The sequence below is a fragment of the Vannielia litorea genome (assembly GCF_019801175.1).
Lineage (GTDB): Bacteria > Pseudomonadota > Alphaproteobacteria > Rhodobacterales > Rhodobacteraceae > Vannielia > Vannielia litorea_B.
Map to the genome: position 1 here is coordinate 393,647 of NZ_JAHVJR010000003.1, position 14,741 is coordinate 408,387.

The 14,741-nt window shown below is 66.3% G+C and carries 16 protein-coding genes; 10 read left to right on the forward strand and 6 right to left on the reverse strand.

Features of this window, described 5'->3' with window-relative positions:
• Positions 1–88: 88 nt before the first annotated feature.
• Both KUV38_RS20355 and KUV38_RS20360 read left to right on the forward strand, forming a co-directional pair.
• Entirely contained in the window at positions 89–1,471 is a 1,383-nt protein-coding gene (locus tag KUV38_RS20355; protein ID WP_222472042.1) for a leucyl aminopeptidase family protein, read from the forward strand.
• Positions 1,472–1,473: 2 nt separating this feature from the next.
• Positions 1,474–2,292 (forward strand): C40 family peptidase, encoded by an 819-nt coding sequence (locus tag KUV38_RS20360; RefSeq protein ID WP_222472147.1) that lies wholly within the window; start codon positions 1,474–1,476, stop codon positions 2,290–2,292.
• A gap of 45 nt (positions 2,293–2,337) precedes the next feature.
• On the opposite strand, the gene KUV38_RS20365 is transcribed toward KUV38_RS20360, so the two are convergent.
• From KUV38_RS20365 to KUV38_RS20380, 4 genes are all read right to left on the reverse strand, one after another.
• Entirely contained in the window at positions 2,338–3,153 is an 816-nt protein-coding gene (locus KUV38_RS20365) for a zinc-dependent peptidase (RefSeq protein ID WP_222472043.1), read from the reverse strand.
• A gap of 11 nt (positions 3,154–3,164) precedes the next feature.
• On the reverse strand, positions 3,165–3,509 hold the full coding sequence (locus KUV38_RS20370; protein WP_222472044.1) for a DUF2794 domain-containing protein: 345 nt from the start codon (positions 3,507–3,509) through the stop codon (positions 3,165–3,167).
• 244 nt (positions 3,510–3,753) lie between these two features.
• On the reverse strand, positions 3,754–5,427 hold the full coding sequence (locus KUV38_RS20375) for a Y-family DNA polymerase (protein ID WP_222472045.1): 1,674 nt from the start codon (positions 5,425–5,427) through the stop codon (positions 3,754–3,756).
• An 83-nt stretch (positions 5,428–5,510) separates the two neighbouring features.
• Positions 5,511–5,831, reverse strand: a complete 321-nt coding sequence (locus tag KUV38_RS20380; protein ID WP_222472046.1) for an I78 family peptidase inhibitor — start codon at positions 5,829–5,831, stop codon at positions 5,511–5,513.
• 84 nt (positions 5,832–5,915) lie between these two features.
• Here KUV38_RS20380 and KUV38_RS20385 point away from each other — a divergent pair, with 84 nt between their 5' ends.
• The 3 genes from KUV38_RS20385 to KUV38_RS20395 all read left to right on the forward strand — a co-directional run bounded on the left by KUV38_RS20385 (position 5,916) and on the right by KUV38_RS20395 (position 7,845).
• On the forward strand, positions 5,916–7,043 hold the full coding sequence (locus KUV38_RS20385) for an S-(hydroxymethyl)glutathione dehydrogenase/class III alcohol dehydrogenase (RefSeq protein WP_222472047.1): 1,128 nt from the start codon (positions 5,916–5,918) through the stop codon (positions 7,041–7,043).
• Positions 7,040–7,414 carry a hypothetical protein gene (locus KUV38_RS20390; RefSeq protein WP_222472048.1) on the forward strand — a complete coding sequence of 125 codons (375 nt, stop codon included), beginning with the start codon at positions 7,040–7,042 and terminating at the stop codon, positions 7,412–7,414. Before KUV38_RS20385 ends, KUV38_RS20390 begins: the two co-directional genes overlap by 4 nt.
• A gap of 101 nt (positions 7,415–7,515) precedes the next feature.
• A complete protein-coding gene (locus KUV38_RS20395) occupies positions 7,516–7,845 on the forward strand; it encodes a hypothetical protein (RefSeq protein WP_222472049.1) in 330 nt (109 codons plus the stop codon).
• Here KUV38_RS20395 and KUV38_RS20400 read toward each other — a convergent pair.
• Positions 7,842–8,453, reverse strand: coding sequence for a class I SAM-dependent methyltransferase (locus tag KUV38_RS20400; protein WP_222472050.1), 612 nt, complete (start codon positions 8,451–8,453; stop codon positions 7,842–7,844). The genes KUV38_RS20395 and KUV38_RS20400 overlap by 4 nt on opposite strands.
• 109 nt (positions 8,454–8,562) lie before the next feature.
• Here KUV38_RS20400 and KUV38_RS20405 point away from each other — a divergent pair, with 109 nt between their 5' ends.
• Genes KUV38_RS20405 through KUV38_RS20415 form a run of 3 tightly spaced genes read left to right on the forward strand, consistent with a single transcriptional unit; the run spans position 8,563 to position 11,238 of the window.
• A complete protein-coding gene (locus KUV38_RS20405) occupies positions 8,563–9,465 on the forward strand; it encodes a LysR family transcriptional regulator (RefSeq protein ID WP_222472051.1) in 903 nt (300 codons plus the stop codon).
• Positions 9,466–9,475: 10 nt separating this feature from the next.
• Entirely contained in the window at positions 9,476–10,183 is a 708-nt protein-coding gene (locus KUV38_RS20410; protein WP_222472052.1) for an NYN domain-containing protein, read from the forward strand.
• Positions 10,184–10,215: 32 nt separating this feature from the next.
• Positions 10,216–11,238, forward strand: a complete 1,023-nt coding sequence (locus KUV38_RS20415) for a YaaC family protein (protein ID WP_222472053.1) — start codon at positions 10,216–10,218, stop codon at positions 11,236–11,238.
• Positions 11,239–11,245: 7 nt separating this feature from the next.
• On the opposite strand, the gene KUV38_RS20420 is transcribed toward KUV38_RS20415, so the two are convergent.
• Positions 11,246–12,883, reverse strand: coding sequence for an AMP-binding protein (locus tag KUV38_RS20420; protein WP_222472054.1), 1,638 nt, complete (start codon positions 12,881–12,883; stop codon positions 11,246–11,248).
• A gap of 96 nt (positions 12,884–12,979) precedes the next feature.
• Here KUV38_RS20420 and KUV38_RS20425 point away from each other — a divergent pair, with 96 nt between their 5' ends.
• Positions 12,980–13,636, forward strand: a complete 657-nt coding sequence (locus KUV38_RS20425) for a sulfotransferase family 2 domain-containing protein (RefSeq protein ID WP_222472055.1) — start codon at positions 12,980–12,982, stop codon at positions 13,634–13,636.
• A 200-nt stretch (positions 13,637–13,836) separates the two neighbouring features.
• Positions 13,837–14,532, forward strand: coding sequence for a Hint domain-containing protein (locus KUV38_RS20430; RefSeq protein WP_222472056.1), 696 nt, complete (start codon positions 13,837–13,839; stop codon positions 14,530–14,532).
• Positions 14,533–14,741: the final 209 nt, after the last annotated feature.

Genomic DNA, 14,741 nt, shown 5'->3' on the forward strand with positions numbered 1-14,741 from the left:
GGCCATCGAATTGGGGGCGCTCTCAGCCGGGCTTTCGGCTGGGGCGGGCATGATCTACTCTGGCGCCAAATTGCCAGATGGAGCCCCCATGTATTCCACCCCCTTGCCCAAATTCGCCCCCGCCAATGGTGCCGCATGCCCGGTTTGGGCCGTCGGCCCCGAGGGGCTTGAGAGCCTGCCGGAAGAGGCCGCCCGGTGGGCTGCGTCCACCGGCTTCAAGGCCGGTGCGGGCGAGACCTGCCTTGTGCCGGGCGAGGGCGGGGCGTTGGGCGCCGTGTTGCTCGGGCTTGGCAGCGAAGGCAGCCGCGACCGGCGCCGCTTTGCCACCGGCGGGTTGCCGGCAGCATTGCCCGAAGGCACCTACGCGCTGGCGGGCGCTTGGGGGGCGCGGGAGGCCGAGGAGGCGGCTCTGGGCTGGCTCTTCGGCAGCTACCAGTTCACCCGTTACGCGAGCAGCGCGAGCGAGAAGGCGCAGCTGGTGTGCCCCGAGGGGGTTGATGCCGCGAAGCTGGAGGCGATTGCGGCGGGCGAGTTCCTGACCCGCGATCTCATCAACACCCCGACCTCCGACATGGGGCCTGAAGCGCTTGAGGATGCCTTCTTTGCGCTGGCGAAAGAGCAAGGCGCAAAGGCCAGTGCCATCCGGGGTGACGACCTGATGACGCAGAACTTTCCGATGATCCACGCGGTAGGCCGGGCCAGCGCCGAGGCGCCGCGGCTGCTGGACATGCGCTGGGGCGAAGAAGGGCCTGCGCTGACCCTCGTGGGCAAGGGCGTGTGCTTTGACACCGGCGGGCTGAACCTGAAGCCGGGCGCCTCGATGGGTCTGATGAAGAAGGACATGGGCGGCTCGGCCACGGTGCTGGGCCTCGCGCGGATGATCATGGCGCTGGGGCTGAAGCTGCGGCTGCGGGTGCTGGTGCCTGCGGTGGAGAACTCGGTGTCGTCCAACAGCTTCCGGCCGCAAGATATTTTGACGAGCCGCAAGGGGCTGACGGTGGAGATCAACAACACCGACGCCGAGGGGCGTCTGGTGCTGGCAGATGCGCTGACGCTGGCGGGGGAGGAAAACCCCGACATGATCGTGAGCTTCGCCACGCTAACCGGCGCGGCGCGGGTGGCGGTGGGCGATGACCTTTCGCCCTTTTTCACCGGGAACGAAGCACTGGCGGGTGCGCTCACGGAAGCGGCGGCAGAGGTGGCGGACCCGGTCTGGCGGATGCCGTTCCATGCGCCTTACGAGCCGCGTATCGAGCCGGGCATCGCGGACCTCGACAATGCGCCGAAGGGCGGCATGGCCGGGGCGATCACGGCGGCGCTCTTTTTGCGGCGCTTCGTGCCGGAGGGTGCGGATTATACCCATTTTGACATTTACGGCTGGCAGCCGAACCCGGCGCCGGGGCGGCCCAAGGGGGGCGTTGGAATGGGCGCGCGGGCGCTGCTGGCGGCTTTGCCGAAGGTGCTGGGATGAAGCTGGACCGCCGCCTTACCCCCGCCAATGCCCGCGTGGCTGCCGCCGCGTTGAAGGGGCTGGTCGAGGCGGAGGCCTATGTGGAGGGCGAAGCGGCCTGCGTTTGCGCCCCGCTGGCCGACATCTGCCGCGATCCGGCGGGCGACCGCGAGCGGCAGCTGCTGATGGGCGCGCGGGTGGTGGTGTATGAGCGGGTGGCGGGCTGGGCCTTTGTGCAGGCGGCCTCCGATGGCTACGTGGGCTATGTGGCCGAGGCGGCGCTGGGCGAGGTGGTGGCCCCGACCCACCGGGTGAGTGCCCGGCAGAGCCACCTTTACCCGGAGCCGAGCATCAAGGTGCGGGAGAAGGCGGTGCTTTCGTTCGGCGCGCAGGTCGTGGTGACCGGGCAGGAGGGTGACCTGTGCGAAACGCCGGGCGGGTTTGTGCCGGTGCAGCATCTGACGGAGATCGGCACGCGGATGGACCGGCTGGAGGTGGCGCAGCTCTTTCTGGGCACGCCTTACCTTTGGGGTGGCAACTCGGGCGCGGGGATCGACTGCTCGGGGTTGGTGCAGGCGGCGCTCCGGGCCGAAGGGCATGACTGCCCGGGCGACAGCGACATGCAGGAGGAGGCCGTGGGCGAGAGCGTGGCGCTGGATGCGACGGTTGAGCCGGGCGACCTGTTCTTCTGGCCGGGGCATGTGGCGATGGCGCTGGATGCGGAGCGGCTCATTCACGCAACAGGGCATTTCATGAGCACGGTGATCGAGCCGCTGCCCGAGGCGCTGGCGCGGATCGAGGCAGCGGGCTATGCGCTGCGGTCGCGGCGGCGGGTGGGCTAGAGCGGGGAGTCGGGACAGGTCCCGACCCATGCGGTTAGGTGGATGTTACTGCCACGCCACCGGGTCGAGTTTGAACAGGGTTGAAAGTTGGGCGTAGACCTCGGGCTCCTCCTCCATCAGGGCGGCAGGTTGCTCGAAGAAGACCTCGACGGCCACCGCGAAGAACTCCTCGTGGCCCTCGCAGCCGTAGGGGTCGATCACGCCGCGTTCGCCGCGCTCCACCTTCTCGCACAGTCGCTCGTAGGCGCCGGTGAAGACCCGCGCCCATTCGGCGAAGCTCTGGCCACGGGCCATGACGGGGGCGCCATCGGCCGCGCCGGAGAGATCATCGACCTGATGGGCGAATTCGTGGAGCACCACGTTGTGGCCATCGTGCTCATCGGCGGCGCCTGCCTCGGAATGGGCCCAGCTCAGGATCACCGGGCCGCGCGCCCAGCTCTCGCCGGTGCGGACGGTGTCCTGCTCGGTCACGACGAAGCCGTTGTGGCTGGCGCGGCGCGAGCGGAAGGCGCCGGGGTAGATCAGGATGGTGCGCAGGTTCACGAACCATGTGTCGGTGTTCACCACCAGAAGACAGGCCTGCGCGGCGATGGAGAGGCGCATCTCGTCGGTCACCTCCAGCCCGCCGCGCCCCAAAAACTCGACCTGATCGAGAAAGAGGTTCACCCGGCCTTCCAGGGCACGGGCCAGATCGGGCGGCAGGCGGCGCGTGATGGGCACCTTGGCAGAGATCACCGCGCGCTGGGCCTCGGTCAGCCGCATAGTCAGAAGGGCGGCACGGGAACGGCGGCGCAACAGCTTGGCGACACCCCATGCGAGGGCGGCGAGCGCCATGAGGCCGAGGACGATGAGGGTGGGCATGGGGTGGCCGGTTACTCGACGGCGCGGATCAGCTTGCGTTCGAGCACGCGGAGCACGGTGCGCAGATCATGGCCGCGCTTGAGCACCTGCCCGTCCATCCCGATCACGGCATACATGCCCTGCTTGGCCCGCATCTTGGGGCGCTTCTCGATCCGGTAGAGCGGGTGCTCGGCGGTGCGGCGGAAGATCGAGAAGACGGCAACGTCACGCAGGCTCGATATGCCGTAGTCACGCCACTCGCCAGCGGCGACGAAGCGCCCGTAGAGACCAAGAATGAGCGAAAGTTCGGGGCGCTGGAAGGCGACCGGCTCGTTCGCGCGATTGCCGGGAAAGGGCGTGGGCGACTGCACGTTCATGCCTATGAGAGTGGGGGCAAGCGGGGGCAAAATCAAGCGTCTCGAAAATGTCGCAAAATGGCCCCCGCAGGGTCGCCCGCCGATCCTGACCGCGCCGCGATCGGTTGCGATACACCTCGGCACGCAACGAGCCCCAGGCTCGACCCCGGTGGGGTGGCATCATAGCCCCCACCCAGTCGCCCCACCGGGGTGCCAGACTACAGTGCCCGTCGGCTTTGTCCGGCGGGCCTTTTTCTGTTCGGGGTCAGGCGAACCGCCCGTGGCAGAACCAGCCGCCCGAGACCGCCCCGCCGTGGGCGTAGAACAGCCAGAGCCGCGCGCCGCAGGCGGTTTCGACCTGCCAGTAATCGCGCTGCCCGCTCCGCCATGCCGGCTCGTCGAGCCACCATTCGGGGGCGATCCGCTCGGGCCCGGTGGCCGAGGCGGTGGCAAACTGGCGGCGGCGCCAGCGGAAGGCCAGCGGCAGGGCGGCGGGCCGGTCGCCGGGCGGGCCGGAGGGGGTGACGAACTCGGGCGCAAACAGGGTCAGCGGGCGCGGCTCTGTGGGGCGGGGGGGCCAGTCGGTGGCGGGCGCGGACCATGCGGCGGCGCGGAGCTGGGTGGCCTTTTCGGGCACGTGGCTGTCGCCGGGGTGGAGCCGGTGGATCTGCTCCAGCCCGACCCGCGCGCCCAGCCGCCCGATCAGGTCATCGAGCGCGGTGTCGTTTTGCAGCCGGGCGGCGGCATCGGCGCTGGCCCCGGCGTGGCCGCGGTGCTGCACCGCGTGGACCGGCTCGGTGACGGTGGCCACCAGCCGGATCACGTCGATCCCGTCACCGGCATCGACCTCGGCCAGCTTCATCCGCAGCAGGGGGCGCAGGCGCTCGGGGTCGGCGGAGGGGCGGGCGAGGCCCAACTCGAGCACCTGGGCGCTGTGATCGCAGCGCAGCAGGTGCAGCCGGAGCCGCCGGGCGCCCATGCCGCGCGCGCGCAGCCGGGCCTCCAGCGCGGGCAGCAGCCGGTCGATCCCGGCGGCGAGGTCGGGCTCCAGCCCGATCGGCTCGGGCAGGGTCAGCCGCACGGCATAGCGCGGCTCGGGGCGGGCGGGAGAGACCGGCTCGGGGGCGGTGCCGAAGGCCTGGTCGAGCCGCAGCACCAGATCGGCGCCGAAGCGGCGGGCCAGGGCGGCGCGGGGCTGGGCGGCCAGCTCCTCGACCCGGCGCAGCCCGAGGCGGGCAAGCTGCTGGGTGGTCTTGGGCGGCAGGCGCAGCGCGGCCAGCGGCAGCGGTGCCAGAGCCTCGCGGGCCATGCCGGGCGCGGCGATGCGGGCCTCTGGCGAAGGCGTATCGGCGACCAGCGGGGGCGGGCCGCCACGCTCCCAGTGCCGCCGTTTCACCGCGCGGGCGCGGGTGGCATAGGCCTCTTGGTCGATCGCATCGCCCGAGCGCAGCGCCCCCGGCCCCTGGCCCGCGAACCGCGCCAGCGCCCAGGCCGCGCCGACGGTATCGGCCACCCCGGAGCAGACCGTCAGCCCGAGCTGGGCGCAATCGGCCTCGGCCTCGCCCATCAGCCCGGCCTCGCCGCCGAAGAGATGGGCGCAGCCAGTGATATCCACCACCAGCCCCTCGGGCGGGGCCTCGCTGATCCAGGGAGAGAACTTGCCGGCCCAGCGGCGCAGAACGGTGAGAAACCCGGCCTCGATGGCGGGCCGCTCCAGCCGGGTGACGAGATCGGGGCAGACCGCCTGCGCATCGCGCAGCGGTTGGCCGGGGCGCAGCCCGGCGGCGGAGGCGGTGCGCGACAGCGAAGCGAGGCTGACCACGTTGCCGCTTTCGCGCACCACGGCCAGCGGCACCTCGGCAAGCGCGGGCTCGGCACGGATCAGCCGCTCGGCGGCAAGCCGGGGGAACCACAGCGAGAGGATTCGGCGGTTGGGCATGAGGCGGCAGCAGGTGTGTTCGTGATTTGTTCTATTTTAGCCCTGCACCATGCGGGAGTCGAGTCCGCCTGTTCCGGGGTGGATCAGCCGCAGGTGACGCGGGTAATCAGGCCGGCGGGGTCGAGGTAGAAGTTCATCCGGTAGGGATTGTACTCCTGGGTCACGATGCCGCCGTGGGGGATGACCCGGATCTGGCGGGTGACGCCGAGCGTGGGGATCACGCTGGAGGGTTGGCCGATGGCGGCGGTGCGATAGGTGGAGGCGCCGCAAATGTCAGGCTCGCGCTCCACGAGGCCGCTGTCGGCATTGTCCTGCAGCGGATCGTCGCTCGGGGGGAGGTCTTCAACCGGGGGCTGACAGGCGGCGAGTGCCGTCAGGAGAATCAGGGCCTTGAGAGATTTCATCGCGGGTTTCTTCCCATATCCGGTTGAATAAACGCAGAGATTCCCCCACGGTTCCGCGCGACAGATTAACGGGAGTTTCGACAAATGAAAACGCGCGCCGCGGTGGCCCTTGAGGCTGGCAAACCGCTTGAGATCATGGAGGTGAACCTTGAGGGCCCGAAGGCGGGCGAGGTTCTGGTGGAGATCAAGGCGACGGGGATTTGCCACACCGATGAGTTCACCCGCTCGGGCGATGACCCGGAGGGGCTGTTTCCGTCCATCCTTGGCCATGAGGGCGCGGGGGTTGTGCTGGAGGTGGGCGAGGGCGTGACCACGCTGAAGCCGGGCGACCACGTGATCCCGCTCTACACCCCGGAATGCCGGGAGTGCGCCTCTTGCCTGAGCGGCAAGACCAACCTGTGCACCGCGATCCGCAATACGCAAGGCCAGGGCCTGATGCCTGACGGCACGACCCGGTTCTCGATGCTCGATGGCACGCCGATCTATCACTACATGGGCTGTTCCACCTTTGCGAACCACACGGTGATGCCCGAGATCGCGCTGGCCAAGGTGCGCGAGGACGCGCCCTTCGACAAGATCTGCTACATCGGCTGCGGCGTGACCACCGGCATCGGGGCCGTCATTAACACGGCAGGTGTTGAGATTGGGTCAACGGCCGCCGTTTTTGGCCTCGGCGGCATCGGGCTGAACGTGATCCAGGGCCTGCGGATGGCGGGCTGCGACAAGATCATCGGGGTCGATCTGAACGACGACAAGGCGGAGATGGCGAAGAAATTCGGCATGACACACTTCGTTAACCCTTCGAAGGTAGAGAACACGGTGCAGGCCATTGTGGACCTGACGAAGACCGAGCTCGACCAGATCGGCGGCGTGGACTACTCGTTCGACGCCACCGGCAACGTGAAGGTGATGCGCGACGCGCTGGAATGCTCGCACCGCGGCTGGGGCGTGAGCGTGATCATCGGCGTGGCGCCGGCAGGGGCCGAGATCAGCACCCGCCCGTTCCAGCTGGTGACGGGCCGGGTCTGGAAGGGCACGGCCTTCGGCGGCGCCAAGGGCCGGACGGATGTGCCGAAGTTCGTGGACTGGTACATGGACGGAAAGATCGAGATCGACCCGATGATCACCCACAAGCTGAAGCTCGATGACATCAACGAAGGGTTCGAGCTGATGCACGCCGGCAAATCCATCCGCGCCGTGGTGGAGTATTGATCCGCGCTGCTGCCCTCGTGGCGGCACTGGCGGCCAGCCCCGCGCTGGCCGCTCCGCTGCTCGAACTCCGCGTCGGCCCGGTGGCGGCCGAGGCCGAGGCGAGAGACATCGTGAGCGTTGCCCCGGTGCTCGATGCGCAGCCGGGCTTCGACATTACCATCTCGGAGCGGTTCAGCGAGGCGGTGGGCAAGCTTACGGCGGCTCACGTGGGCGAGGAGCTGCGGCTCTCGATCTGCGGCGAGGTGGTGATGCGGCCCCGGATCATGGAGCCGATTTTGGGCACCGGGATGCGGCTGATGCCGATTCCACCCGAGAAGGCGCAGCCCTACCTGCTGTGGCTCACCGGGCGGGAGCCTTGCCCGGAGGAGTGAGCGGCGCAGGGCCGAAGCGCCCTGCGGGTACGATCAAGGCCACGGCCCGAGGGAACCGGCGCGGCATTTGCGCGGTTCATCCTGCATAGGAGGGCCTGCCGATGAACACCAAACCCAGCTTCCCGACCGATCTTTTGCCCAGCGAAGAAGCCCAGAGCCGCCTTGTGCCGGTGGCCGTGGCCTGCGGGCTGGTGGCGGGGGGCGCGCTGCTGTGGCGGGCCAAGCCGCGCGCGCTGGAAATCCCCGACCCGGTGCCGCTGGGCGCGAAACCGTCGAAGAGCCTGTTCCGCCGGATGGCCCGCCGCTCGCGCGACGGGGTGCACAAGATCGCGCCCGGCAACATCTCGGTGTCGCTGGGGCGCTCGCTGGTGATCGCGGGCGGGGCGCTGCTGCTGACGCGGCTGCTCGATGAGCTGGCGGGCGAAGACTAACCCTTTCGCGCCACCACGAAACGCGCTGGCGGATTGGCCGGGTAGTTGCCGGTTTCGACGATCGTCAGCCCGGCGGCCTCGTGCAGCGCGTCGATTTCCGCAACCTTGAAGAAGCGAACCTTGGGCGCCTGCCGGAACAGCCGCATCGCGCCGATCAGCGGGCGCAGATACCACATGCGGCTGAGCGCGGTGGTCTTGGTGATCACGTAGCCGCCCGGTTTGACGCGGGCGGCGAGGGCGGCGACGGCGGCGGCGGGATCGGGCACCAGATGCAGGAGATTGAAGGCGATGGCGGCGTCGAACGGGCCTTTGGGCAGGGTGTCGACCCCGGTTTGCTCCAGCGTGATGTTGGTCAGGCCATCGGCGTCGATCCGGCTGCGGGCGATCTCCAGCAGAGCATCGGCGATGTCGGTGGCTACGATCCGGCCCGCGTGGGGCGCGAGGCGGCGGGCGGTGGTGCCGGTGCCTGCGCCAGCCTCCAGCACAGACGCATCGGCGGCGAGGTAGCTGGCGGTGCGCTCCAGCGTGGTGGCATAGGCGGCCTCGTCCGAGATCGGGCGGGCGGCGTAACGGGGGGCGACCTTGTTCCAGAATTTTGCGTCGGTCATGGCGGGCTCCGTGGAATTGATCTGCGGGTTTGATCTGTTGGCGCAGATGTAGCCAAACGCGGATCACATAAGAATTGCCTGATTTCGCATTTGTTCTATGCATATGTGCATGAAACCCCCTGCTGCCTCCTTCGACTGGAACCAGGCGCGCGCCTTTCTGGCGGCTGCCGAGGAGGGCTCGCTCTCGGCCGCCGCGCGCAAGCTGGGGCAGACCCAGCCGACGCTGGGGCGGCAGGTGAGCGGGCTGGAGGAGGCGCTTGGGGTCACGCTATTCGAGCGGGCGGGGCGCAGCTTGCAGCTCACGCAGGCGGGGCGGGAACTGCTGCCGCATCTGCGCAGCATGGAGGAAAGCGCGGGCCACGTGGCGATGGTGGCCGCCGGGCAGGCGCAGGGGCTGAAGGGGCGCGTGGTGATCTCGGCCTCCGATATGGTGGCGGCGCGCACCCTGCCGCCGATCATCGCCAGGTTGGCGCGTACTGCGCCGGAGCTGGAGATCGAGTTGATCTCTTCCAACAGCCTGTCGGACCTGACCCGGCGCGAGGCCGATATCGCCCTGCGCCATGTGCGCCCCACCGAGCCGGAACTGGTGGCCCGGCTTGTCGCGGAGCAGGCGGCGAAGTTCTATGCGGCCACTGCCTACCTTGAGCGGGCCGGGCGCCCGGAGAGCGTTGCGGCGCTTGGAAAGCACGATTGGGTGGGGCACGCGAGTGCGGAGACGATGCTGGAGTATCTTGCGGGCAAGGGTATTGAGGTGCCGCGCGAAAGGGTACGCGTGGTGGCTGACAACGGGCTCGCTTATTGGGAGCTGGTGCGGCAGGGCATGGGGATCGGCATCATGGCGCGCGAGGAGGTGCAATTGGGCGAGGGGATTGAGCCGGTGTTGCCCGATTACACCTTCATGACCATCCCGGTCTGGCTGGTGGCGCATTCCGAGTTGCACTCCTCGCGCCGCATCCGGGTGGTTTGGGACTATCTCGCGGAGGCGCTTTCAAAGCGGGCGGCGAAGCCCTAGGTATTGGCCCATGGATAACAAGAACAACACACCTCTCCTCGCCGTCCTGATCGACGCCGACAACACCTCTCCCAAATGGGCCAAGGCGATCTTTGACGAGATTGCGGGCATGGGCGAGGCCTCGGTGCGCAGGGTCTATGGCGACTTTTCTTCCAACCAGATGAACGGCTGGGCAAAGGTGCAGGCTGAATTCGGTCTCGTGCCGCATCACCAGCCGGCGAATACCGTGGGCAAGAACGCGAGCGATATCGCGCTGGTGATCGACGCGATGGACCTGCTGCATACGGGCCGGTTTGATGGGTTCATTCTGGTCTCGTCCGATAGCGACTTTACCCGGTTGGCCTCGCGTATCCGCGAACAGGGCTACGACGTGTTCGGCATCGGGGCGCAGAAGACGCCCGAAGCCTTCCGGAAGGCCTGCAAGCGGTTCATCTTTCTGGAAAACCTCGAAGGCGCGCCGCAGCAAAAGCAATCGGCCAAGGGCGGCGACAAGCTGAACGAGGCCCGCGACATGATCTTCCGCGCGATGGACGCGCTGGAGACCGAGGACGACTGGTACGCGCTGGGGCCGCTGGGCCAGCAGGTGACGACGGCCAACCCCGATTTTGACGTGCGAACCTATGGATTCCGCAAGTTCTCCGACCTTGTGGGCAAGATCCCGGTACTGGAAACCCGGCGTGGGTCGGGGAACCAGTTGCAGGTGCGGCGGGTGGATTGAAATGCAATTAGGCTGACCGAGGACGCATCGAAATGCTGGATGCTTCGGTTTGGAGCAAGCTGTCGTGGCTAGAAAGCCAAGATGCAGTGGGAACTTCGTATGAGCGACTTCACAAACGTTCGCTCAATACACGTCGTCGTCTAGAGATCACCGCAGCTGCAAAACAGGCCAGAGAGTATTTTGTGCAAGCAAGTCGATCCGACCTATCGGTGCGGCCGCTTTTGACTTTCTACGGCGTGTCCAGTCTTTCCCGCGCGTGCGTTCTTTTGATTGGAAAGCACGAGGGCGAGAGTTCACTGCAAACGGGGCATGGGCTCAGGCAGGTTGGTTGGCGGAACAAGCTCAATGGAAACCTAGCGACTGCACTTGAAGGGCTGAATGCACTTTCGGTGGAGACGTGTGATGGTCTTTATTTGGATTTGGCCAAGCATACTAATAATCAAAACTGCCTTCACACAAATTCAAGCGCTGTCGATTGGTCTGTTTCTTATGAAGTGCCACAAAGTGGACAGTGCGTGAGTCTCGAGAGCCTCGTGTCGAGGATGCCAGATTTAAAGGAAGAGCTAACCACTTCGGGGATTGAGTCGCGATTTGAGATGGTGAATAATATTTCGTACAGCCAAGATAGTGGATTGCTCATTAAGAAGGGCAATAAGAAGTCCAGTTCAGTTTTTCTGGCATATGAAGAGCTAGGATATACTCGAAACTCGGATGTCGGCTCAGAGAAGCTATCATGTTCCTCAGATATTTTTGCGAAATCACCGGTCCAGCTTCTAAATTCTCTGGTAGATTTGCCTTTTCCAGTTCCGAACCTATTTCTCGTTGAGCCACTTTGGGGGGGAGTCTCGCAAATTTGTTTTACCTTCAAGATTTCGTTTATCTTAGGTATGTTGGCTCGATACTTCCCGACACATTGGATGAATCTGATTAACGGTGCAAAAGGCGACAGGCACCGATCCATTATTATTAAATGTCAGCGCGTAGTGGAAGTGACGTTCCCGTTCCTCATCGAAGAATTGATTCGTTACAATGAAACTATGGTAGAAAAGGGCTAATGCTAGCTCAACCCTCCGACCACTCTTTCGCGTGCTTCCGCAACTCAAACTTCTGAATCTTCCCCGTCGGTGTCTTCGGCAGTTCGTGGAACACCACATGCTTGGGCGTCTTGAACCCCGCCAGCGACTCCCGGCAGTGGGCGATCAGCTCTTCCTCGGTCGCCTCCGACCCCGGCTTCAGCTCGACGTAGGCGCAGGGGACTTCGCCCCATTTCTCGTCGGGTTTGGCGACAACGGCGCAGAGGTTCACCGCCGGGTGGTGCATCAGCACGCCCTCGACCTCGACCGAACTCACGTTCTCGCCGCCGGAGATGATTATGTCTTTCGCGCGGTCGGTGATCTGGATGTAGCCGTCGGGGTGCTGGATGGCGATGTCTTCGCTGTGGAAGTAGCCGCCGCGGAAGGCCTCTTCGCTGGCTTCGGGGTTCTTGTAATAGCCCTTCATCACCATGTTGCCGCGCATCACGATCTCGCCGGGCGTTTCGGCATCCATCGGGGTCTGGCTGATGAACTCGTCCATCACCGTCACCTCCTCGGCGGTGGGCATGGCGACGCCGGTGCGGGCCTTGATGGCGGCGCGGTCCTTTTGCTCCAGCGCGTCCCACTTACCCCCATCCCAGAGGCATTCGGTTATGGGGCCGTAGGTTTCTGTCAATCCGTAGACCTGGGTCACGTTGAAGCCCAGCGGCTCGACGGCGGCGAGAATGGCGGCGGGGGGCGGGGCGCCGGCGGTGAAGACCTCGACGGTGTGGTCGAAGCTGCGGCGCTCGGACTCGGGCGCGTTCACCAGCAGGCCGAGCACGATGGGGGCGCCGCCGAAGTGGGTGACGCCCTCGTCGGCGATGGCGTTGTAGATGTTCTTGGCGGTGACATCGCGGCAGCAGACGACCGTGCCGCCGAGCGCAGGGATCATCCAGGTGTGGCACCAGTTGTTGCAGTGAAAGAGCGGGACGATCACGAGGTAGCGCGGCTCCATCACCATGCGCCACGAGATCACTTGGCCCAGCGTGCTGAGGTAGGCGCCGCGATGGTGGTAGACCACTCCCTTGGGGCGGCCGGTGGTGCCGGAGGTGTAGTTGAGCGTCAGGCTCTCCCACTCGTCCTCTGGCATGATCCAGGGGTAATCTTCGCGGCCCTCGGCCAGAAGCTCCTCATAGGTGGTGTGGCGGCCGGTGGCCTCCAGCCCGGCCTCGGCGTCGGGCACCTCGATGAGCACGGGGCGCTCGCCTTCCATGACGCCCAGCGCCTCTTCGGCTAGGGGCACGAAGGCTGTATCGCAGAGGATCAGCCGGGTTTCGGCGTGCTCGAAGATATAGGCGACTGTGCCCACATCGAGCCGGACGTTGATGGCGTTGAGCACGGCGCCGCAGGCGGGCACGCCGAAGTGGGCCTCGACATGGGGCAGGGTGTTGAGCAGGAGGGAGGATACGACCTCGCCAGGGCGGATGCCGCGCGCCTCCAGCGCGGAGGCGAGGCGGGAGACGCGGGCGTGATACTGGGCGTAGGTGTGGCGGGTCGAGCCGTAGACCACCGCCTCCCGCTCGGGGAAGAGTTTGACCGCGCGGGCAAGATGGCTGAGTGGGGTTAGCGGCGCGTGGTTGGCGCGGCGTTTCTGCAAGCCGCTCTCATCTCTCATCCAGCCCATCGTGCGCTCCCTCCCTGTCGCGTCGGCCCAGAATAATCGCCGCGCGGCAGGGATCAAGAAATTGCCGGGGCCGGGGGGCGGAGATAGTGTCGCGCCATGATCCTCTCACGCGGGCGCGGCTACCTCTTCATCCACATTCCCAAGACCGGGGGCACCTCGATGGCGCTGGCGCTGGAGGCGCGGGCAATGGCGGATGATGTGATGCTGGGCGACACGCCGAAGGCGCTGAAGCGGCGGCGGCGTGTGAAAGATGTGCAGACGGCAGGGCGGCTTTGGAAGCACTCGCGGCTCGTAGATTTGCCGGGGCTTGTGGAAGAAGAGGAGATGCAACGGCTCTTCGTGTTCACCCTCGTCCGCAACCCTTGGGCCCGGATGGTGAGCTATTATTACTGGCTCCGGGCGCAAAGCTTTGACCACCCCGCCGTGACCCTCGCGCAGCAACTGGGATTTAACGAATTCGTGGCGCACCGGCACACGCAGGCCAGCCTGAGCGCGGCAGATTATGGCAGCTATGTGCGCCTGCCTTCCGGCGCGGAGCACTGCCAATTGTTCATCCGGCTGGAACATCTGGAGCAGGATATCGCCCCGCTTGAGGCGCATCTTGGGCTTGCTCTCACGCCGCTGCCGCATGTGAACCGGAGCGCCCGCGAGGCGGACTGGCGCGGCGTTTTTAGTAAACAAAGCAAGGCCGATGTGGCCCGCATCGCCGCCCGCGACATTGCCCGTTTCGGCTACCGGTTCGAGGGCGATTGACCGGGTTTTGGTAAATTGCCTCGTGCATCCGATTCAATTTTTAGACGCCTGCCGAATTGTCGCCCGTGCCGAAACACTGCCGCATTCTGGCCCGTTTACGGACTGAATGAGGGCTAGGGAATCACTCTGACTGTCTTTGCTGCTACCGGAGCCGCAGCTGCCGATTTGGTTCCGCAATGAGGGGATGGTGCAAAATGTTCATGGGATGGAAAACGAATGATCTGAGTATCGCTGGCGTGCGGCCCGCAGGCGACCGACGCCGCGATGCGCGCGGCGCGGGCCACGGGATCGTGGCGGGCACGCTGGTGGCGACCTCAATGGGCTGGCGCCCGGTCGAGGCCCTGATGCTGGGCGACGAGGTGATGACTTTCGATGGCGGCATGCAGCGGATCACCGGGCTGAGCCGCGCACGCCTGTGGAACGGCGAGGCCGAGTGCCCGCGTGCGATGTGGCCGATCCGGGTGCCCGCGGGGCTGGTTGGCAACCGCCGCGATCTGGTGCTGATGCCCGAAGAGACCGTGGTGATCGAGAGTGATGCCGCCGAAGACATGTATGACGACCCCTTCGCCCTCATCCCGGCGATGGCCCTCATCGACATGCCCGGCGTGGAGCGCGTTTGCCCGGCGACCGAGATCGAGGTGGTCTCGATCAGCTTCGACGAGGATCAAGTGATCTTCGTGGAAGGCTCGGCGCTGATCTTCTGCCCGACCGGCGCGGCCGGCGAGCCGATTGGCATGGCGGCCCTGCTGAGCGAAGAGTTCAACGGCACGGCGAGCAGCGCCTATCAGGTGCTGTCACTCGATGACGCCCGTTTGCTGGCGAGCTGCATGGTGGCCGAGCAGGCTGCCCGCGGTGTGCCCGCCGCGGCGGCACGGGCCGGGCGGCTGGCCGCCTGACGGATTGAGACAACGGCGGGCCGGAAGCGGCGCGCCACTGACCACGCCACGTCGGGGGCGCGCCTTGCTCCCGACAGAACGCGACAGACAAGGCCCGCCCCGACTGGCGTTTCCATCCCACCTCCAGGGTATGGGCCTCTGAACGGAAAACCCCGGCGAGACAGAAGTCCGCCGGGGTTTTTTTTATGGTTCGGTTCGGTGGGTTGGCC